Annotated in this window: 19 protein-coding genes; 9 read left to right on the top strand and 10 right to left on the bottom strand. The window is 64.6% G+C overall.

The window, feature by feature from the left end; genetic code table 11:
* Window positions 1-58: 58 nt before the first annotated feature.
* The 7 genes from E1N52_RS11815 (at window position 59) to E1N52_RS11785 (ending at window position 8,324) form a co-directional block, all read left to right on the top strand.
* Window positions 59-988: a cytochrome C assembly family protein gene (locus tag E1N52_RS11815; protein ID WP_133182964.1), complete on the top strand. Its 930-nt coding sequence runs from the start codon at window positions 59-61 to the stop codon at window positions 986-988.
* Between the two features lie 22 nt (window positions 989-1,010).
* Complete coding sequence (locus E1N52_RS11810; protein ID WP_133182962.1) at window positions 1,011-1,334, top strand: PP0621 family protein; 324 nt, start codon at window positions 1,011-1,013, stop codon at window positions 1,332-1,334.
* Window positions 1,331-1,969, top strand: coding sequence for a 1,6-anhydro-N-acetylmuramyl-L-alanine amidase AmpD (gene ampD / locus E1N52_RS11805; RefSeq protein WP_133182960.1), 639 nt, complete (start codon window positions 1,331-1,333; stop codon window positions 1,967-1,969). The genes E1N52_RS11810 and ampD overlap by 4 nt, the downstream gene beginning before the upstream one ends.
* Window positions 1,970-2,528: 559 nt before the next feature.
* On the top strand, window positions 2,529-5,519 hold the full coding sequence (locus E1N52_RS11800; RefSeq protein WP_133182958.1) for a ribonucleoside-diphosphate reductase subunit alpha: 2,991 nt from the start codon (window positions 2,529-2,531) through the stop codon (window positions 5,517-5,519).
* A 554-nt stretch (window positions 5,520-6,073) separates the two neighbouring features.
* Window positions 6,074-7,297: a ribonucleotide-diphosphate reductase subunit beta gene (locus E1N52_RS11795; protein ID WP_028207823.1), complete on the top strand. Its 1,224-nt coding sequence runs from the start codon at window positions 6,074-6,076 to the stop codon at window positions 7,295-7,297.
* Between the two features lie 93 nt (window positions 7,298-7,390).
* Window positions 7,391-7,717, top strand: coding sequence for a hypothetical protein (locus E1N52_RS44815; RefSeq protein ID WP_083245612.1), 327 nt, complete (start codon window positions 7,391-7,393; stop codon window positions 7,715-7,717).
* Window positions 7,718-7,745: 28 nt separating this feature from the next.
* Entirely contained in the window at window positions 7,746-8,324 is a 579-nt protein-coding gene (locus E1N52_RS11785) for a histone H1-like DNA-binding protein (RefSeq protein ID WP_069268515.1), read from the top strand.
* Window positions 8,325-8,585: 261 nt separating this feature from the next.
* Here the strand turns inward: E1N52_RS11785 and E1N52_RS11780 are convergent, their stop codons facing one another.
* From E1N52_RS11780 to E1N52_RS11735, 10 genes are all read right to left on the bottom strand, one after another.
* On the bottom strand, window positions 8,586-9,062 hold the full coding sequence (locus E1N52_RS11780) for an outer membrane lipoprotein (protein WP_133182957.1): 477 nt from the start codon (window positions 9,060-9,062) through the stop codon (window positions 8,586-8,588).
* Window positions 9,063-9,105: 43 nt separating this feature from the next.
* Window positions 9,106-10,047: a carbohydrate kinase family protein gene (locus E1N52_RS11775; RefSeq protein ID WP_133182955.1), complete on the bottom strand. Its 942-nt coding sequence runs from the start codon at window positions 10,045-10,047 to the stop codon at window positions 9,106-9,108.
* Window positions 10,048-10,160: 113 nt separating this feature from the next.
* Window positions 10,161-10,661 carry a thiol peroxidase gene (gene tpx / locus E1N52_RS11770; protein ID WP_133182953.1) on the bottom strand — a complete coding sequence of 167 codons (501 nt, stop codon included), beginning with the start codon at window positions 10,659-10,661 and terminating at the stop codon, window positions 10,161-10,163.
* Window positions 10,662-10,765: 104 nt separating this feature from the next.
* A complete protein-coding gene (locus E1N52_RS11765; protein WP_133182951.1) occupies window positions 10,766-12,118 on the bottom strand; it encodes a DUF3426 domain-containing protein in 1,353 nt (450 codons plus the stop codon).
* A gap of 136 nt (window positions 12,119-12,254) precedes the next feature.
* A complete protein-coding gene (gene prmA, locus E1N52_RS11760) occupies window positions 12,255-13,151 on the bottom strand; it encodes a 50S ribosomal protein L11 methyltransferase (RefSeq protein WP_133182949.1) in 897 nt (298 codons plus the stop codon).
* 3 nt (window positions 13,152-13,154) lie between these two features.
* Window positions 13,155-14,522, bottom strand: coding sequence for an acetyl-CoA carboxylase biotin carboxylase subunit (gene accC / locus E1N52_RS11755; protein ID WP_028214031.1), 1,368 nt, complete (start codon window positions 14,520-14,522; stop codon window positions 13,155-13,157).
* 147 nt (window positions 14,523-14,669) lie between these two features.
* The gene (gene accB, locus E1N52_RS11750; RefSeq protein ID WP_133182947.1) at window positions 14,670-15,137 is read right to left on the bottom strand and encodes an acetyl-CoA carboxylase biotin carboxyl carrier protein; all 468 of its coding nucleotides are present in this window, start codon (window positions 15,135-15,137) and stop codon (window positions 14,670-14,672) included.
* A gap of 97 nt (window positions 15,138-15,234) precedes the next feature.
* On the bottom strand, window positions 15,235-15,687 hold the full coding sequence (aroQ, locus tag E1N52_RS11745; protein WP_042270394.1) for a type II 3-dehydroquinate dehydratase: 453 nt from the start codon (window positions 15,685-15,687) through the stop codon (window positions 15,235-15,237).
* 194 nt (window positions 15,688-15,881) lie between these two features.
* A complete protein-coding gene (locus E1N52_RS11740) occupies window positions 15,882-16,448 on the bottom strand; it encodes a TlpA family protein disulfide reductase (RefSeq protein WP_133182946.1) in 567 nt (188 codons plus the stop codon).
* A gap of 11 nt (window positions 16,449-16,459) precedes the next feature.
* Window positions 16,460-17,104: a UDP-N-acetylmuramate--alanine ligase gene (locus E1N52_RS11735; protein ID WP_133182945.1), complete on the bottom strand. Its 645-nt coding sequence runs from the start codon at window positions 17,102-17,104 to the stop codon at window positions 16,460-16,462.
* A gap of 250 nt (window positions 17,105-17,354) precedes the next feature.
* Between E1N52_RS11735 and mpl the strand changes: the two genes are divergently transcribed.
* Entirely contained in the window at window positions 17,355-18,746 is a 1,392-nt protein-coding gene (mpl, locus tag E1N52_RS11730; RefSeq protein ID WP_133182944.1) for a UDP-N-acetylmuramate:L-alanyl-gamma-D-glutamyl-meso-diaminopimelate ligase, read from the top strand.
* Window positions 18,743-19,318: a YqiA/YcfP family alpha/beta fold hydrolase gene (locus E1N52_RS11725; RefSeq protein ID WP_133182943.1), complete on the top strand. Its 576-nt coding sequence runs from the start codon at window positions 18,743-18,745 to the stop codon at window positions 19,316-19,318. Before mpl ends, E1N52_RS11725 begins: the two co-directional genes overlap by 4 nt.
* Window positions 19,319-19,392: the final 74 nt, after the last annotated feature.

The raw sequence follows: 19,392 nt of genomic DNA, 5'->3' as shown, positions 1-19,392 counted from the left end.
TTCGTCGCCGATTCGTTAGGGGAGCGCGCGGCCAGGGGGCCTATAGTAAACTTCGAACATGGATATTGTACTGTATGCCCTCACCGTGCTCCTGTACGGCGGATTGTGCGGCGCCGACTGGCGCGCGCTGCGCCGCGCGGGCGGCATGTCGCTGCCAGGCAGCGTGCCGCCCGTTCCGGTGACGCTCGGCGCGGGCGGCGACGCCCTGCGCGCGCGGACCTTCGGCCCGCTTTCGCGCGCGCTGCTCTTCGCCGCGCTCGCCGCGCACGGCATGCTCCTGCACATGACGATCTTCCCCGCCAACGAAATGGTGTTCGGCTTCGCCTTCGCGTTGTCGGCCATGTTCTGGCTCGGCGCGGGTATCTACTGGATCGAGAGCTTTTTCTTTTCGCTCGACGGCCTGCGTCTTTTGCTGCTGCCGTTGGCCGCCTTCGCGTCGATCCTGCCGCTCGTGTTCGGCGGCGTGCGCGTGCTGCCCTATGCGGCCGCGCCGATGTTCAAGCTGCACTTCGTCATCGCGAACATCGCCTACGGGCTCTTTGCGATCGCCGCGCTGCATGCGGTGCTGATGCTCGCTGTCGAGCGCCGGCTGCATGCGCTGAAGGGCGCAGGCTTCCAGCGCAACGCGAGCAATCGCGGCGGTGGCTGGCTGTCGAACTGGATCGAGACGCTGCCGCCGCTCCTCACGATGGAAAAGCTGCTGTTCCGCCTGATCGGCGCGGGCTTCGTGCTGCTCACGGCCACGCTCGTCTCGGGCATCGTGTTCAGCGAGCAGTTGATCGACCGGCCGCTTTCGCTCGATCACAAGACCGTCTTCGCGATTCTTTCGTGGCTGATGTTCGGCACGCTGCTCACCGCGCGCAAGGTTTCCGGCTGGCGCGGCCGCGCTGCGCTGCGCTGGGTGATCGCATCGTTCATCGCCTTGCTGCTCGCTTATGTGGGCAGCCGTTTCGTCTTCGAGGTGCTGCTGCACCGCCCTGTGGTTTGAGTCGTGTGAGTCGCGTGTTCCGATGAGACAGATTCTTCTCCTCGTACTGCTGTTCGTGGTCGGACAGTGGTTCGTCAAGGCGCTGCGCCGTGCGCAGACGCAAACGCGTACCGGTGCGCAGCCGGGGCAAGGCGCGCAGCCGGGACAGGGCGCCGCGCGCAACGCCAATGGCGCGAGCGCGAGCGGCAAGGCTGCGCTGCCCGAGCCGATGGTCCGCTGCGCCGAGTGCGGTGTGCATGCGCCGCGCAGCGAATCGGTGAATGTCGGCGTGCGCTCGTTCTGCAGCGCCGAGCACGCGCGCGCGTACGACGCTCGCACCACGGCCCAGGATCGCCCCGCACGATGAGCGCTGCTGCATCGCCAGGACTGCCGGGATCGCGCACGTACGAAGTCGATGCGCAGGGCTGGGTGCCCGGCGCGCAACACCTGCCTTCGCCTAACTTCGAGGCCCGCCCGCAAGGCGCCGTGCCGACGCTCATCGTCGTCCACAACATCAGCCTGCCACCCAACGTCTTCGGCGGGCCCGAGATCGCCGATCTCTTTCTCAACCGCCTCGACTGCGACGCGCATCCATACTTCGATGCCAACCTGCGCGGCGTGCGCGTCTCGGCCCACTTCGTCATTCATCGCGATGGCGCGCTCGAGCAGTTCGTCTCGTGCGACGAGCGCGCGTGGCACGCGGGCGCTTCGAGCTTCTTCGGCCGCGAGCGCTGCAACGATTTCGCCATCGGCATCGAGCTGGAAGGCAGCGACACGACGACCTTCGAGGCGACGCAATACGCGACGCTCGCCGCGCTCGTGAAGGCGCTCGTCGCGCACTATCCGATCGAGGCGCTGGCGGGCCACTCGGACATCGCGCCTGGGCGCAAGACCGATCCCGGCCCGCACTTCGACTGGGCGCGCCTCAAACACGATACGCAGCTCGCCGATGCCAGCTTCCCCTATATCCAGGGGCACGGCACGCAGAACGCGGTGTCGTGACGCGCTCGAACGCCTGCTAAACCCTCGTCAGCTGCACAAGAAATAAGCATCTCTCGCGCGCAAACGCGGGGTCGTTGCGCGCGCCTCGCAGACCACTCGAAGTGGCATTCGCCGCCAAGCCCCGCGCTGCTTGGCTTGTGGTCTTGTCAAGATAGGACCAGCAAAAAAAGCCGTTTGATCGTACTGTTTCTTCCACTATACTTGGTACCCGAAACAAGGCTTCACACCATATGTTGTGTTGTACCGCGGCGCTCCGTTTCACGAGCAAGGCGCCGCGCGCGTTGCCAGCATAGAAAAAACAGAAACTTTGTACGGTGCCGTCGGCCGAGAGAACCGGCGCACCGGCTGTAATCGAGAGAGAAGGTACAGCCAATGATCGCGACATCCACGATGAAGACCGAAGCAGTCCGTGATTCATCTGCCTTGTCGCATCCGGCAGCCTCGCCAGGCTGGACTTTTTTCTCTGCCCGATCGAGCGTGCACACGGGGGCACGACGTCGGCGTCCGTCTTAATCCGCGAACTCTCTTCGCACCTTTCCAGGACCCAGGAGCTTTGCACATGCAAACGACCGATAACGTCTCGACCCGGTATGAAGGCGCGCCCGCCGCGCACACGCTGGGTGGCCAACCGCAAGACGGCCAGACGAGCGCGCAGCAGTTCGCCGACCATAAGGTGATTCGCCGCAACGGTAGCGTGGTGTCGTTCGAACCTTCGAAAGTCGCGATCGCGATGACGAAGGCCTTCCTCGCCGTGAACGGCGGCCAGGGCGCGGCTTCGGCGCGCGTTCGCGAGCTCGTCGAACAGCTCACGCAGAACGTCGTGCGCGCACTCGTGCGCAGCCGTCCGAATGGCGGCACGTTCCACATCGAAGACATCCAGGATCAGGTCGAACTCGCGCTGATGCGCGGCGGCGAGCACAACGTCGCGCGCGCCTACGTGCTGTATCGCGAGAAGCGCAACCAGGAGCGCGCCAACGCGCCGGAAACGGCAGCGCCCGCAGCGCCCGGCATCAACGTCACGGACAACGGCGTGACGCGCCCGCTCGACATGCACGCGCTGCGCGCGCTGATCGACTCGTCGTGCGACGGTCTCGGCGACGCGGTCAACGCTGAGCCGATCGTCGCGGAGACGGTGAAGAATCTGTACGACGGCGTGCCGATGAGCCAGGTCTACGACTCGGCCATCCTCGCTGCGCGCACGATGATCGAAAAGGACCCGGCATATAGCCAGGTGACCTCGCGCATCCTGTTGCACACGATCCGTCGCGAAATTCTCGAAGAGGAAGTGACGCAAGCCGAAATGGCCGTGCGTTACGCCGACTACTTCCCGCAGTTCATCAAGCGCGGCGTGGAAGCGGGCCTGCTCGACGACAAGCTCCAGCAGTTCGACCTCAAGCGTCTCGGTAACGCGCTCGACGCGAGCCGCGACCTGCAGTTCGGCTACCTCGGCCTGCAGACGCTGTACGACCGCTACTTCCTGCACGTCGGCGGCACGCGCATCGAAATGCCCCAGGCATTCTTCATGCGCGTCGCGATGGGCCTCTCGCTCAACGAGATCGACCGCGAAGCGCGCGCGATCGAGTTCTACAACGTGCTCTCGTCGTTCGACTTCATGTCGTCCACGCCCACGCTGTTCAACTCGGGCACGCACCGCTCGCAGCTCTCGTCGTGCTACCTCACGACGGTTGCCGACGACCTCGACGGCATCTACGAAGCGCTCAAGGACAACGCGCTGCTCTCGAAGTTCGCCGGCGGTCTGGGCAACGACTGGACGCGCGTGCGCGCGCTCGGCTCGCACATCAAGGGCACCAACGGCAAGTCGCAAGGCGTCGTGCCGTTCCTGAAGGTCGTGAACGACACGGCTGTCGCCGTGAACCAGGGCGGCAAGCGCAAGGGAGCGGTGTGCGCGTACCTGGAATCGTGGCACCTCGACATCGAAGAATTCCTCGAGCTGCGCAAGAACACGGGCGACGACCGCCGCCGCACCCACGACATGAACACGGCGAACTGGATTCCCGACCTGTTCATGAAGCGCGTGATGGAAGGCGGCGACTGGACGCTCTTCTCGCCGTCGACCTGCCCGGATCTGCACGACAAGTTCGGTGCCGAGTTCGAACAGGCTTACACGGCTTACGAAGAGAAGGTCGCGCGCGGCGAGATCAAGCTGTTCAAGAAGCTGCCGGCCGCGCAACTGTGGCGCAAGATGCTCGGCATGCTGTTCGAAACGGGTCACCCGTGGATCACGTTCAAGGATCCGTGCAACATCCGTTCGCCGCAGCAGCACGTGGGCGTCGTCCACTCGTCGAACCTGTGCACGGAAATCACGCTGAACACCAGCGACAGCGAAATCGCCGTGTGTAACCTGGGCTCGGTGAACCTGGTCGCGCACATGGTGGAGCAGGCCGACGGCACGTTCGCGCTCGACCACGACAAGCTCAAGCGCACCATCAGCGTGGCGATGCGCATGCTCGACAACGTCATCGACATCAACTACTACGCGGTGTCGAAGGCGCGCAACTCGAACCTGAAGCACCGTCCGGTGGGCATGGGCATCATGGGCTTCCAGGACTGCCTGCACGTTCTGCGCACGCCGTTTGCTTCGCAGGAAGCCGTGGAGTTCGCCGACCGCTCGATGGAAGCCGTCTGCTACTACGCGTACTGGGCGTCGACGGAGCTGGCAGCCGAGCGCGGCCGCTACTCGACCTACCGCGGCTCGCTGTGGGATCGCGGCATCCTCCCGCAGGACACGCTCAAGCTGCTCGCCGAAGCACGCGGCGGCTACGTCGAAGTCGACTCGAGCGAGTCGATGGACTGGACGTCGCTGCGCGAGCGCATCGCGACGCACGGCATGCGCAATTCGAACTGCATCGCGATCGCCCCGACCGCGACCATCTCGAACATCATCGGCGTGTCGCCTTGCATCGAGCCGACGTTCCAGAACCTCTATGTGAAGTCGAACCTCTCGGGCGAATTCACGGTGGTGAACGACTACCTGGTGCGCGACCTGAAGGCGCGCGGCCTGTGGGACGAAGTCATGGTCGCCGACCTGAAGTACTTCGACGGCATGCTCTCGCGCATCGACCGCGTGCCGGCCGATCTACGCGCTGTGTATGCAACGGCGTTCGAAGTCGACCCGACGTGGCTCGTCGAAGCCGCATCGCGTCGCCAGAAGTGGATCGACCAGGCGCAGTCGCTGAACATCTTCATGGCGGGCGCTTCGGGCAAGAAGCTCGACGAGATCTACAAGCTCGCATGGGTGCGCGGTCTGAAGACCACGTACTACCTGCGCACGATGGGGGCGACGCACGTCGAGAAGTCGACGGTTGCGCACGGCGCGCTCAACGCCGTGCCGACGGGTGGCGAAGGCGGCGGCAATGCAGGCGGCGCGTTCGGCGGTGCAACGGGCGGCGCATTCGGCGGTGCAGCAGGCTCGACCACGATGCAGGCCGCACCGCAAGCCGCGGTTGAAGCGGCGCCGGAAGCAGATGGTCCGGTATGCATGATGCGTCCGGGCGACCCCGGCTTCGAAGAGTGCGAGGCTTGCCAGTAAAGCTGGCTACGCATGATGCGCGCGGTGCAACGCCGCTCGCATCATGCGAGGACCGAAGCATCAGTAGTAAACAGTAGTCGAAGCAGTCGTAGCGAGATGTAACAGCGAACGAGGCGCGCGCAATGCGCGCCGACTCTCCCGGCAACTCGCACCACGCGCGTTGCAGTACGCGAAAGAGGCAACAGGAAGGAATCCCTGGAGTTTCTCGCAGGGACAAGACTCAAGGCCGCGCGAGCATCCAGCGCCGCGCGCGGCAGGCAGTGAGCGGCGAGTGAAAACGCACTCGCAGCGCGAGCGAAAAGCGCGCGGCGAACACCGTCTTTCACACACGCTCTCGATGTCGCGAAGACCTTCGAAGCACATCGCACATGCGAAGTGAGCACGACGAATCAGTGCTCTCTACACAGTGCTCACGCGATGCAATCGACACGATGCGATAACAAAGTGTTGTATCGAGGTCGCAACGCGAATCGAAAACAGGATTTTTCGTGTGCGAACCCTTTTATCGCTCACGAAAAGATGGTACAAACCGATCTAAATTGATGGTGACATTTATGCTCAACTGGGATGACGAGATCACGGCCGTAACTCCGTCGAGCGGTGCGCAGCAAAACGCAATGCGCAACCCCGCGGGTCAGGCTGTCCAGGCTGCCGAGGTGCAGTTTGGTCTGCGTTCCGCTCCTCAGGCTTCCACGGCGACCAACATCTTCGCCAGCGACTTCGCTGTCGCACCGCCGCCGCAAGCGCCGGTCTCGACCGAAGCGCGCGTGAATGTCGCCGACAAGCGCATCATCAACGGCCAGACCGACGTGAATCAGTTGGTCCCGTTCAAGTACAAGTGGGCTTGGGAAAAATACCTGGCGGGCTGCGCGAACCACTGGATGCCGCAGGAAATCAACATGTCCCGCGACATCGCCCTGTGGAAGGACCCGAACGGTCTGACCGAGGACGAGCGCCGCATCGTCAAGCGTAACCTCGGCTTCTTCGTGACCGCCGACTCGCTCGCCGCGAACAACATCGTGCTCGGCACCTACCGGCACATCACGGCGCCCGAATGCCGCCAGTTCCTGCTGCGCCAGGCGTTCGAAGAGGCGATCCACACGCACGCCTACCAGTACATCGTCGAGTCGCTGGGTCTGGACGAAAGCGAGATCTTCAACGCGTACCACGAGGTCAAGTCGATCCGCGACAAGGACGAGTTCCTGATCCCGTTCATCCAGACGCTGACTGATCCGTCGTTCAAGACCGGCACGCTCGAAGCCGACCAGAACCTGCTCAAGTCGCTCATCGTGTTCGCCTGCATCATGGAAGGCCTGTTCTTCTATGTCGGCTTCACGCAAATTCTCGCGCTCGGCCGCCAGAACAAGATGACCGGCGCCGCGGAGCAGTACCAGTACATCCTGCGTGACGAGTCGATGCACTGCAACTTCGGCATCGACCTCATCAACCAGATCAAGCTTGAAAACCCGCACCTGTGGACCCCGGCGTTCCGTGCGGAGATCACCGAACTGTTCAAGCATGCGGTCGACCTCGAGTACCGCTACGCCGAGGACACCATGCCTCGCGGCGTGCTCGGTCTGAACGCATCGATGTTCAAGAGCTATCTGCGCTTCATCTGCAACCGCCGTTGCCAGCAGATCGGTCTCGATCAGCTGTTCCCGAACGAAGAGAATCCGTTCCCGTGGATGAGCGAGATGATCGACTTGAAGAAGGAACGCAACTTCTTCGAGACGCGCGTGATCGAATATCAGACGGGCGGTGCGCTGTCCTGGGAATAACCCGGGCGCACTGCGGTGCAAGTCTTTTGGGGTTGCCGCGAGGCGCCGTGCAGGCGCCTCGACCGGCATGATGATTAGGAGCAGGAACGCCTGATGCAAAGCATGCCCGGAGCCAGGTTGGCTCACCGACGTGACAGGCACTTTGCGAACCCTTCAGAGGGATGGGCAAACTTCCCCCCGGAAAAGCGCGCAGGCTTCGCGTGTCGTGAGGCCGCCGCTTTCAACGAACGTTGCCCGGTGTCGGTAGCCGACGCCGGAATGACTTGGCGCGCTGTGCCTCGTGGCACGGCGCGCCTTACCGCATTCATTAGCGTAAGCGCGCGGGATCAGCGTACGCCGATGAATAGCCCGCTTCGCAGCGTGCGCCGTGAGAAGCGTTCGCGGGAAGCGGGTTTTGACGAAGGGTGTAGTTTGAACTGACTCTCATCTGAACCTGAAGGAGAAAAAAATGGCTACTGCCAAGAAGAAACCGGCGGCTAAGAAGGCCGCAGTGAAGAAGGTTGCAGCGAAGAAGGCAGCTCCGGCGAAGAAGGCCGCAGCGAAGAAGGTCGCGGTCAAGAAGGTTGCAGCCAAGAAAGTCGCCGTGAAGAAGGTTGCTGCGAAGAAGGCAGCACCGGCGAAGAAGGCCGCAGCGAAGAAGGTTGCAGCCAAGAAAGTCGCCGTGAAGAAGGTTGCTGCGAAGAAGGCAGCACCGGCGAAGAAGGCCGCAGCGAAGAAGGTTGCAGCCAAGAAAGTCGCCGTGAAGAAGGTTGCTGCGAAGAAGGCAGCGCCGGCGAAGAAGGCCGCCGCGAAGAAGGTTGCTGCGAAGAAGGTTGCAGCCAAGAAGGCGCCTGCGAAGAAGGCTGCTGCCAAGAAGGCTGCGCCTGCGAAGAAGGCTGCCGCCAAGAAGGCTGCCAAGAAGGCGCCTGCGAAGGCCGCTGCCGCACCTGCTGCCCCTGCTGCGCAACCGTCCGCGCCCGCAGCAACGGTCAAGACTGCCCTGAATCCGGCCGCAGCATGGCCGTTCCCGACCGGCAGCCGTCCGTAAGCAGTCCGAGACGAAGCGCGCAGGCTACGCCGTACGCGCGCTTCGTCGTTCGGGCCAGGCGGCATGATGCGCAAGGCTCGATCCCGATCCCGTCGCTGGGTTTTCCGCGGCGGGATTTTTTTCGTCTGGAGTTCGTAATAGTTGGCGTGAGGCCACGCGCATGCCGCGTGCGGGCATGAAAAAAGGCGCATGCACAGGGGAGCACATGCGCCTGAGGTTCCGCATCCGGCGCGAGGCGCCGCTGCGGTACAGGGGAAAGCTTTAGTGCGTGATGCGCGTCACGCCGCCGCTCGAGAGCAGCCGCACGCGGTCGCCCGCGTTGAAGACTTCGCCGGTCGCGGATTGCGTGATGGCGCGATAGTCGCCGTTATCGAGGCGCACCGTGATCTCGAGGCCGTCGCGCATGGCCACGCCGTTCTCGACCGCGTTGCCGGCCACGGCGCCCGCAATGCCGCCGATGATGCCGGTGACGATCGAGCCCGTGCCGCCGCCGATCTGGCTGCCGGCCACCGCGCCGAGCGCGCCGCCACCGATCGCGCCAAGGCCGCTCGGCTGGCCGTTGTTGGAGCTGATCTTCACCGCGCGCACGCTTTCGACCGTCGCCATACGCACCGTTTGCTCGCGCTGCGCCTGCGAGGCCGTGTACACGTCGGCGGAACTGCTGTTATAGGCGCAGCCCGACATCGCGAGCGACCCCGCGAGCATGGCTGCAACAATCAGACGACTTGTTATTTTCATTCCCGTAGCTCCAATGGGCGCCGTTCGTGTGCGGCTCCCGCGTTCAGTTCGGCAGTTCGTAGCCGAATGCCTCCTTGAACCGTTCGTTGATCTGCGCTCGCGTAGGCGCATAGTTTTGCGGACCGAGATGCTCGATCTTGAGCGCGCCCATCAGGCTCGCGAGACGCCCCGTGGTTGCCCAGTCGAGGCCGTTCTCGATGCCGTAGAGCAGGCCGCCGCGGAAAGCGTCGCCGCAGCCGGTCGGGTCGAGCACCTGAGCGGCCTTGACCGGAGGAATCTCCTCGATCTTGCCGCTGTGGTAGATCTGCGAGCCGTGCTCGCCGCGCGTGATGATCAGCGCGTCGACATGGCTGGCGATTTCGTCGTACGACCAGCCGGTGCGATGGCTGACAAGATTGGCTTCGTAGTCGTTGACCGCTACGTAGGTCGCAAGTTCAATGGCGCGGCGCAAAGATGCGCCGTCGAAGAGCGGCAGACCCTGGCCCGGGTCGAAAATAAACGGCACGCCGGCCTTCGCGAACTGCTCGACGTGCTGGACCATGCCGTCGAAGCCGTCCGGCGCGACGATGCCGAGCTTGATGCCGGGCGCTTCGTCGGCGCGGTTCAAATGCGATTGCATCATCGCGCCCGGGTGGAACGCGGTGATCTGGTTGTTCTCGAGGTCGGTCGTGATCATCGCCTGCGCGGACCACGTATCGTCCAGCACGCGCACGTGCGCCTTCGAGAGGCCGAGCGTGTCGAGGCGTTCGAGGTAGGGGCGCGCGTCGGCGGCGCCGAGCGTCGCCATGATGCGGGCGTCGCCGCCGAGCAGATGCAGCGCGTAGGCGATGTTGCCGGCACAGCCGCCGAACTCGCGGCGCATCGTCGGTACGAGAAAGCTCACGTTCAGGATGTGCACCTGCTCGGGCAGGATGTGCTCCCGAAAGCGACCTTCGAAGGTCATGATGTTGTCGTAGGCGAGCGAGCCGCAGATCAGCGTAGCCAAGGCGGAAATTCCTGTAGGGCGTGGTAGGGGAAGGGGGCGGCGCACCGGCCTGCGCGTCGCCTGCGCATTGACCTGAAAGCGCAGGCGCGAGGCGCGGGTGCGCCGCCGCCGGATTACTTCAGCGCGGCGAGTGCGGCGTCGTAGTTCGGTTCGTTCTTGATTTCGCCAACGCGCTCGGCGTGCAGGACGTTGTCGTTTTCGTCGAGCACGACGACGGCGCGCGCGGTCAGGCCGGTGAGCGGGCCGCTCGTCACGTCCACGCCGTAGGCTTGCGCGAATTCATGGCCGCGGAAGGTCGAGGCCGTGACGACGTTGGCGATGCCTTCGGTCGTGCAGAAGCGCGCAGCGGCGAACGGCAGGTCGCCCGAGATCACGACGACAGCCGTGTTGTTCAGGCCGGCAGCGGCTTCGTTGAACTTGCGCGTGGAGGTGGCGCAGGTCGGCGTGTCGAGGCTCGGCACGATGTTCAGCACCTTGCGCTTGCCGGCGAAATCGGCGAGCGAGACAGGCTTCAGATCCTTGCCGACGAGCGAGAACGCCGGGGCCTTCTGGCCGACGCTCGGGAAGGTGCCGGCGACGTCGATCGGGTTACCGCCTAGCGTGACTTGACTCATGATTTGCTCTCCGGGAATGCATGTTGTGGTGAATGGCCTGCCCGCGATGCGGGACGCCGGGAAACGCGCGGGGCACCCCAGTGCGCCCGCGCACAGACGGAAAATCAGGGGTAGAAAATTTCGATGCGGAAGTTCGACGCCACCACGTCGCCCGTGTCGAGCCGCACGATCATGGTCTGCGTGGTGCGTGCGGGCAGACCGGCTTCGATGGACGTGCCGGGCGTGACGTAGTCCTGCGGCCACAGCACGCGCCGCACGACGATGTTGTTCTGCCGGTCGAGCAGCGAAAGCTCGATCGCGGGGTACGCGAGCGCGACGTTGAAGCGGTTGCGCAGCGGCACCTTCAGTTCGAGATGATGCGGCTCGTTGTCGACCTGGCGCAGATCGGACGGCTCGACCAGCAGGCCGTCGATGTCGCGCGGCGGCAGCACGCGGCAGCCGAGCTGCTCGCACGCCTGCTGATAGAGCGGCTGCGAGTCAGGCCAGTAGACCATGACCGTTTCACGCTGCCACCACGCGAGCTGCACGACGAGCAGCGCAAACAGCAGGATGGCGATGAGCGTGCCGAGAATACGCCAGACGAGGCCGCGCGAACCACGCGGGCGCGCAGGCGCTTCGCGGGTGACAGCGAAAGGCGAGGTGCCGTCGTTGGGCGAGAGCGCGCTGAACGCAGGCTCGGGTGCGGGTTCGCGAGTGCGCGGGCCGAGCGCGGGCTCCGGGTCGTTCATGTGAGCCGCAGCCGATGCTTCGTTGGCCGAAAAGGTCGGCTCTGCCGGGCCGCTCGTGCCCAGGTTCGGCTCGCTGCGCGTCCAGCGCGCGGCGGGCGGGAAGGGTTCGGCCGCTGCGGGCTGCTGGGGCGGCGTCGCTGCCGTCGCGGGCGCGTGTGGCGCATCTTGTGGTGCGCGCGCAAGCGTCGGTTCGTCGTCGAAGGCGACCCGCGATTCGGCTTCGGGCGTCACCTCAGGCGTGGCGCCACGGCCAACGCTTGCTCCCGGTAGTTTGTCGGCCTCGTATTTCAGGCGCGGATCGCGCTGGCTGTCCTGCGGCGGTGCCCACGGGTCCCACGTGCGATTCGTGAAATTGGGTGTGGCGCCCAGTGTTGGGGGCGGCTCTTGCGATGGCGCTGCTGCTGCGGGTTGATTCGCCTCGTCAGGCTGAACATCGGGCTGCTGCGATGCGATCAGTGAGGCGGACTGTGAAGCGGACTGTGAAGCGGACTGAGCAGCAAAGTGTGAAGCGGGCTCCGACGGTGGCGAGGTCAGACTGGCCGCGATTTCGGCAGCAACGGGCACGGCGCGTGTGAAGTCGCCGCCTTCGGGCATCTCGTACAAACTGCCCGACGCGTCGAACGCTTCCTGACAATGTCCGCAACGCACGAGGCCTCGCCGCACGGCAAGCTGCGTTGGCTGGATGCGGAATACGGTTTCACAGAAGGGGCAGCGCGTTGCCAGAAGCATGTGGGCCGAGGATCTGGGTAGACCGGAGGATTGGTGATACCCGCATTCTACTGGCAATCCACCGCAGTCTACGACTTCGGTCTTGCCGCTTGGGGCGCGATCAGGCTCGCGCGAGCCTGATCGGAACGCAGAGGGATTACGCGCGCCGAATGCCCGCGAGACAGACCCAGCCTTCGTGTTCGCGCCAGACCGAGATGTCGATCCACTGCGCGTACACCTGCGCGACTTCCTCGGCCTGGCGCGCGAGAATGCCCGAAAGTGCGATGCGTCCGCCCGGCTTCACGCGCGAGGAGAGCATCGAGGCCATCAGCTTGAGCGGATTCGAAAGAATGTTGGCGACGACGATGTCGAACTCGCCGGCGGGGCAATCGTCGGGCAGGCCGTAGGTGACCTCCGTGCGATTACGCTCGCTGTTGTGGCGCGCCGACTCGACTGCCTGCGGGTCGATGTCGATGCCGATCACGGGATTCGCACCGCACTTCTTCGCGAGGATCGCGAGGATGCCCGAGCCGCAGCCGTAGTCGAGCAGCGAATTGCCCGGCTGCACGTGTTGTTCGAGCCATTCCATGCACAGACGCGTGGTGGGATGGCTGCCCGTGCCGAATGCGAGACCGGGGTCCAGTTCGAGCACGAGCGCGTTCGGGTCCGGGGCATCGTGCCACGACGGCACGACCCAGATACGCTCGCCGATCTGGATCGGGTCGAACTGCGATTGCGTCAGACGCACCCAGTCCTGCTCCTCGACTTCGCGCAGCGAGAACTTCGGCGTTTGCGTGAGACCCAGCTCGTTCGAAGCAGCCATGAGCAGCACGGCGGGATCCTGATCGGCGCCGATCAGCGCAATCACGCGCGAGTGCTGCCACGCGGTGCGCTCGGGCGTTAAGCCCGGCTCGCCGAAGAGCGGCTGCTCATCGGGCGTGTCGGCGTCGGCGTCTTCCACCGACACCGAGAGGGCGCCAAGCTCGATCAACGCGTCGGAAAGTTCTTCCGCGCGGTCACGCTCGAGCTCGACGATCAGTTCCCGGTAGCTCATGAATTACGCTTCGTCCTTCTTCACTGCCTGACGTTCGGCCAGACGGCTTTCGAGGTAGTGAATGCTCGTGCCGCCTTCGACGAACTTCGCGTCGAGCATCAGCTCGCGATGCAGCGGGATGTTGGTCTGGATGCCTTCGACCACCATTTCCGAGAGCGCGATGCGCATGCGCTGAATAGCCTGCTCGCGCGTCGCGCCGTAGGTGATCAGCTTGCCGATCATCGAATCATAGTTCGGCGGCACGAAATAGCCATTGTAGGCATGCGAGTCGACGCGCACGCCAGGGCCGCCCGGCATGTGCCACGAAGTGAGACGGCCCGGCGACGGCGTGAACTTGAACGGATCTTCCGCGTTGATACGGCACTCGATCGCGTGGCCCTTCAGCTGAATGTCGCGCTGGCGGAACGAGAGCTTCTCGCCCGCAGCAATGCGGATCTGCTCCTGCACGATGTCGATGCCCGTGATCAGCTCGGTGACGGGGTGCTCGACCTGCACGCGCGTGTTCATTTCGATGAAGTAGAACTCGCCGTTCTCATACAGGAACTCGAACGTGCCCGCGCCGAGGTAGCCCATCTTCTTGCACGCGTCGGCGCAGCGATCGCCGATGCGATCGAGCAGGCGGCGCGCGATGCCCGGCGCCGGCGCTTCTTCGATCACCTTCTGGTGGCGGCGCTGCATGGAGCAGTCGCGCTCGCCGAGCCACACGGCGTTCTTGAACGAGTCCGCGAGAATCTGGATCTCGATGTGACGCGGGTTCTCGAGGTACTTCTCCATGTAGACCTGCGGGTTGCCGAACGCACGGCCGGCTTCCTCGCGGGTCATGTTGACCGCGTTCACGAGCGCCGCTTCCGTGTGCACGACGCGCATGCCGCGCCCGCCGCCGCCGCCCGCCGCCTTGATGATGACGGGGTAGCCGATCGCGCGCGCGATCTTCACGATTTCCTTCGGATCGTCGGGCAGTGCGCCTTCCGAGCCCGGCACGCAGGGCACGCCGGTCTTGATCATGGTCTGCTTCGCCGTGACCTTGTCGCCCATCATGCGGATCGTTTCCGGGCGCGGGCCGATGAACGTGAAGCCCGACTGTTCCACACGCTCGGCAAAGTCGGCGTTCTCGGAGAGGAAGCCGTAACCGGGGTGGATTGCTTCTGCGTCGGTGACTTCGGCCGCGCTGATGAGCGCCGGCATGTTCAGGTAGGAGAGATTCGAAGGCGCCGGGCCGATACAGACCGCCTCGTCGGCGAGCTTCACGTACTTGGCTTCCTTGTCGGCTTCCGAATAGACGACGACCGTCTTGACGCCGAGTTCGCGGCACGCGCGCTGGATGCGGAGCGCGATTTCGCCACGATTGGCAATGAGGATTTTTTCAAACATGGTGGGTATTCGACTCATCAATGGGCGTCGCAAGTCGTATGTGCGTACACCTCAGAGGATCGGTCGCGTGCGTCGCCGTCATGGGGCGCCAAACGCGACAAACGCGGCGCGGCCAAAAAGGAAGGCCGCCGCCGCGCGCAGAAAAGCTTAGGCGATCACGTAGAGCGGCTGGCCGTATTCGACTGCCTGACCGTTCTCGACGAGGATTTCCTTGACCACGCCGGCCGTGTCCGACTCGATCTCGTTGAGCAGCTTCATTGCTTCGATGATGCAAAGCGTCTGGCCTTCCTTGACCGTGTCGCCAACCTGGACGAACGGGTCGGCGCCCGGCGACGGCGCGCGGTAGAACGTGCCCACCATCGGCGAGGTCACGACGTGGCCTTGCGGCACGGCGGGCGCGGCGGGAGCCGCAGCGGCTGCTTCGCCGACATGGGCGGGCGCAGCGAGCGGAGCACCCATGACCGGCGCCGCGTATTGCGCGGGGCCCGGCTGCACGTAAACGGGCGGCGCGTTCTTGACGATGCGCACCTTGCCTTCACCCTCGGTCACTTCGAGCTCCGAGATGCCCGATTCGGAGACGAGGTCGATCAGAGTCTTCAGCTTACGTAGATCCATGGTGCAGCCCCTTTTACTTTGAATACGTGAAGTGCCGGGGCGCGCGCGTCCCGACACGGGTTGTTGTTCAGGTATTGACGGTCATCCGGCGCAGGAATCAGGCCGCCGACCGGGCAGCGAGCCGGTCGAGCGCGTATTCGAGCGCGTAGAGATAACCCTTCCAGCCGAGGCCGCAAATCACACCTTCGGCCTGGTCGGAAAAATACGAATGGTGCCGGAAGGACTCGCGGCGATGCACGTTCGACAGATGAATCTCGACGAACGGGATGCCGACGCCTGCCAGCGCATCCCGGATCGCAACGCTCGTATGCGTGTACGCGGCCGGGTTGATCAGGATGAAGTCGGTCTGCTCGGTGCGGGCCGACTGAATGCGGTCGACCAGTGCGCCTTCGTGATTGCTCTGGAAGGTCGCGAGTTCGACGCCGGCGTCCGCTGCACGGTCCGAGAGCGCCTGATCGATCTGCGGCAGCGTCACGCGCCCATACACCTCCGGTTCCCGGGTGCCGAGAAGATTGAGGTTGGGGCCGTGCAGAACCAGCAGTCGCGTCATGGTCGCTTCTTTTTCCGTGGAATTGCGCGAACTTTAGCGCCGATTAGAGAAATTTGTCTAGTTTTCCGATAAGGGGATATGGCCCCGACTACACCTTGCGGCGAGGGTCTGGGCCGATCTTCAGTCAAATGACAGGATTTTCACGACAAAAGCTCCGTTACGGCGCTTAAGATCTTGTCAGACGATCTGCTGCGTCAAAGCGCGTCGAGCGTGTGCCGAAGCTCGTCCGGCTTGATTTGCCCTAATTTTGTCGCACGAACGGCGCCGTTCGCGTCGATTACCACCGTGTAAGGTAAGCCGCCCGCGTTGTTGCCGAATGCGCGTGCGACGTCCGCGCCGCCGAAGCCGGCGATGTAGATCGGGTAATCGACGGGCACCTTCTTGAGGAACGTCTTGATGTTCGCGGCCGAATCGACACCGACGCCGACGAACTGAATTCCCTTCTTCGCGTATTCGCGCTGGAGCGCGGAAAGCTCCGGCATTTCCTCGACGCATGGGCCGCACCAGGAGGCCCAGAAGTTGACCACGATCGGCCGGCCCTTGTAGATCGCGAGCGATTGCGCCTTGCCGTCCGGGTTCGTGACCGCCGCCGACCAGAGCTGGGTGACCGCATCCTGCTTGCCGCTCGCCGACGCCGCGCTTACCGAGGCCGCGTCGGCCACGCCGGCGCTGCCGCTCGTTGCCCAGTGCCCAGCCAGTATGCCGCCGCCCGCGGCGATTGCCGCTACTGCCACGCCGGCCAGAATCCGCTTCGTATTCATCGCTGCCGTTTTCAGGTTGTGGAAGAAGTGGCGCCGCTCTCGTCGATCAGCGCCTGGAGGGCCTGCGCATTGGCGCGCGGCAGCCTGCCACGCGCGTCGGCGCGCACGGCGCCGCGCAAGTCGTCCGTATTGTAGAGCGCAACGTGGATGCCCACCGGCTCCTCGGCGCGTGACGGGCGCCACATGAAGCTGAGTGTCTCCACGAAGCCGCGAGCCGCGAAATGGCGCGTCTCCGACACGTCGTACTGCACGTTCGCATTCAGGAGCCAGATCGCGACATCCTTCGCGTTGTCACAAAAAATCTGCAGATGGATGTCGGAGTGCTCGCCCGCCGTGCCGTTGAGCACCGCGCCGGTCAGGAACGGATTGAACGCCTCGAGCCGCTGCATCCATTCGAGCGCGATCTCGCGCAGGCGGCGCAGCACCATCGGCTGACTGTCGCTCTGAAAGAGGGCCTGATATTCGCGGATCTCTTCCTCGATCTGATCGTTGTCGGGCAGCCAGGTGCCTTCGATACGCGTTTCCCCAACCACCTGCCGGGCTGCCTTGCGTTTGGCGGTGGCGTAGTCGAGGCCGTCCTCGGCGATCATCCTTGCTGCCGCGATGGCGATTTCCTCGCGCACGCGCTGGGGATCGAAATGTGATCTGCGAACCATCCTTCAATCATACTAGAGATCGCCCTGGGCTCCCGCAGGCGGCCACTGCGCCGCACCCGCCGCCGGGGCGCCCAGGGATTTTCCATCGCCGGGGAGGCCGTGGTGGAGCCAATAGGGCTCGGGGCCTCGGGTACAATACCCGTTCTTTGCTGCGGCGGCGCAGGACTGCCGTCGTTCCAGCTTCTCCGTCCTTTTCAACCTGATCAATCCGATCAACGCGTTCACGACGCCCGCGCGGCGCGACAGGCTTATGCACATCCATATCCTCGGCATCTGCGGCACGTTCATGGGCGGACTCGCGGTGCTCGCGCGCAGCGCGGGCCACACGGTGACCGGCTGCGACGCCGGCGTGTACCCGCCGATGAGCACCCAGCTCGAAGCGCAGGGCATCCGCCTCATCGAGGGTTACGACGCGAGCCAGACCGAACTCAATCCCGATCTCTACGTGATCGGCAACGTAGTCACGCGCGGCAACCCGCTGATGGAGGAGATCCTCAATCGCGGCTTGCCGTACACGTCGGGTCCGCAGTGGCTCGGCGACCACGTGCTGCGCGACAAGTGGGTGCTCGCGGTGGCGGGCACGCACGGCAAGACCACCACGAGCTCGATGCTCACATGGCTGCTCGAAGACGCGGGCCTGAATCCCGGCTTCCTGATCGGTGGCGTGCCGCTGAATTTCGGCGTGTCGGCGCGCCTGACCGATTCGAGCTTCTTCGTGATCGAAGCCGACGAATACGACACGGCGTTCTTCGACAAGCGCTCGAAGTTCGTTCATTACCGTCCGCGCACGGCGCTGCTCAACAACCTCGAATTCGATCACGCCGACATCTTCCCCGATCTCGCGGCGATCGAAACGCAGTTCCATCACCTCGTGCGCACGATTCCGGGCGTTGGCCGCATCGTCACGAACGGCCGCTCGGACGCGCTCGAACGCGTGCTCACGCGCGGCGTTTGGAGCGACGTGGAACGCTTCGGCGTGGATGGCGGCTGGCAGGCGCTGCCCGCCGAAGACGGCGTGGCCGTGGACGAGCGCTTCGCCGTCTATCACAACAGCGAACGTGCAGGCGTGGTGGACTGGCAGATCCAGGGTGAGCACAACCGCCTGAACGCGCTCGCGGCGATTGCCGCCGCGCGCAGCGTGGGCGTGCCGCCCGCGCAGGCCGCGGCCTCGCTCGCCACGTTCCGCAACGTGAAGCGCCGCATGGAAGTGCGCGGCAGCGTTGACGGCGTGACCGTCTACGACGACTTCGCGCACCATCCCACGGCCATCGAAACGACGATCGCCGGCCTGCGCACGCGCGTGGGCCACGAAAACACGCGCATCCTCGCCGTGCTCGAGCCGCGCTCGAACACGATGAAGCTCGGCGTGATGAAGGCGCAGTTGCCCGCCAGTCTCGCCGACGCCGACCTCGTGTTCGGCTACGGCGCACCGAGCGGCAAGGACGCGCTCGGCTGGGATCTCGCCGGTGCACTCGCGCCGCTCGGCGAGAAGGCCCGCGCATTCCACGATCTTGAAGCGCTCGTGAAGGCGGTCGTCGCAGCCGCACGCCCCGGCGACCAGGTGCTCGTGATGAGCAACGGCGGCTTCGGCGGCGTGCATCAAAAGCTGCTCGATGCGCTATCGGCACGGAGCGCGGCGTGATCGTCTATCTGCACGGCTTTCGCTCGTCGCCCCAGTCGTTCAAGGCGCGCCTCTTGGCGGCGCGCATGGCCGAGCTGGGACGCAGCGGCGAATGGCTGTGCCCGACGCTGCCGGTTTCGCCGCAGGAGGCGATTGCGCTCGCCGAGCAGGAGATCGGCGCGCAATTGAAGCCGGGCGAGCGCGTCACGCTCATCGGCAGTTCGCTTGGCGGCTACTTCGCCACGCATCTCGCGGAAAAGCACGGCTGGCGCGCCGCGCTGCTGAACCCCGCCGTGGTGCCTGACCGCGATCTGTCGAAGTATCTCGGCGAGCAGCCGCTCTGGCATGGCGGCGGCAGCATCGTCGTCGAACCGAGTCATCTGGAAGAGTTGCGCGCGCTGGCCGTTACGACGGTGACGCAACCCGCGCGCTACTATCTGATCGCCGCGACCGGCGACGAAGTGCTCGATTACCGCGAGATGCTCGCGCACTATCCGGGTGTGCCCACACACCTGATCGAAGGCAGCGATCATGGCATCAGCGAGTTCGCAGATTACGTCGACGAAGTGATCCGTTTCTGCGATGCCGCTTGATGCGTGCGAACGCCTATATGTATACAGCACCGCCCGCGCGCCGCGCCGGCGGTCGAAGCAAGTCTGAACGAGAG

The sequence above is a fragment of the Paraburkholderia guartelaensis genome (assembly GCF_004353905.1).
Taxonomy (GTDB): Bacteria; Pseudomonadota; Gammaproteobacteria; order Burkholderiales; family Burkholderiaceae; genus Paraburkholderia; species Paraburkholderia guartelaensis.
Note: the sequence above shows the minus strand (reverse complement) of the source record. Positions and strands in the feature narration are given on the sequence as shown.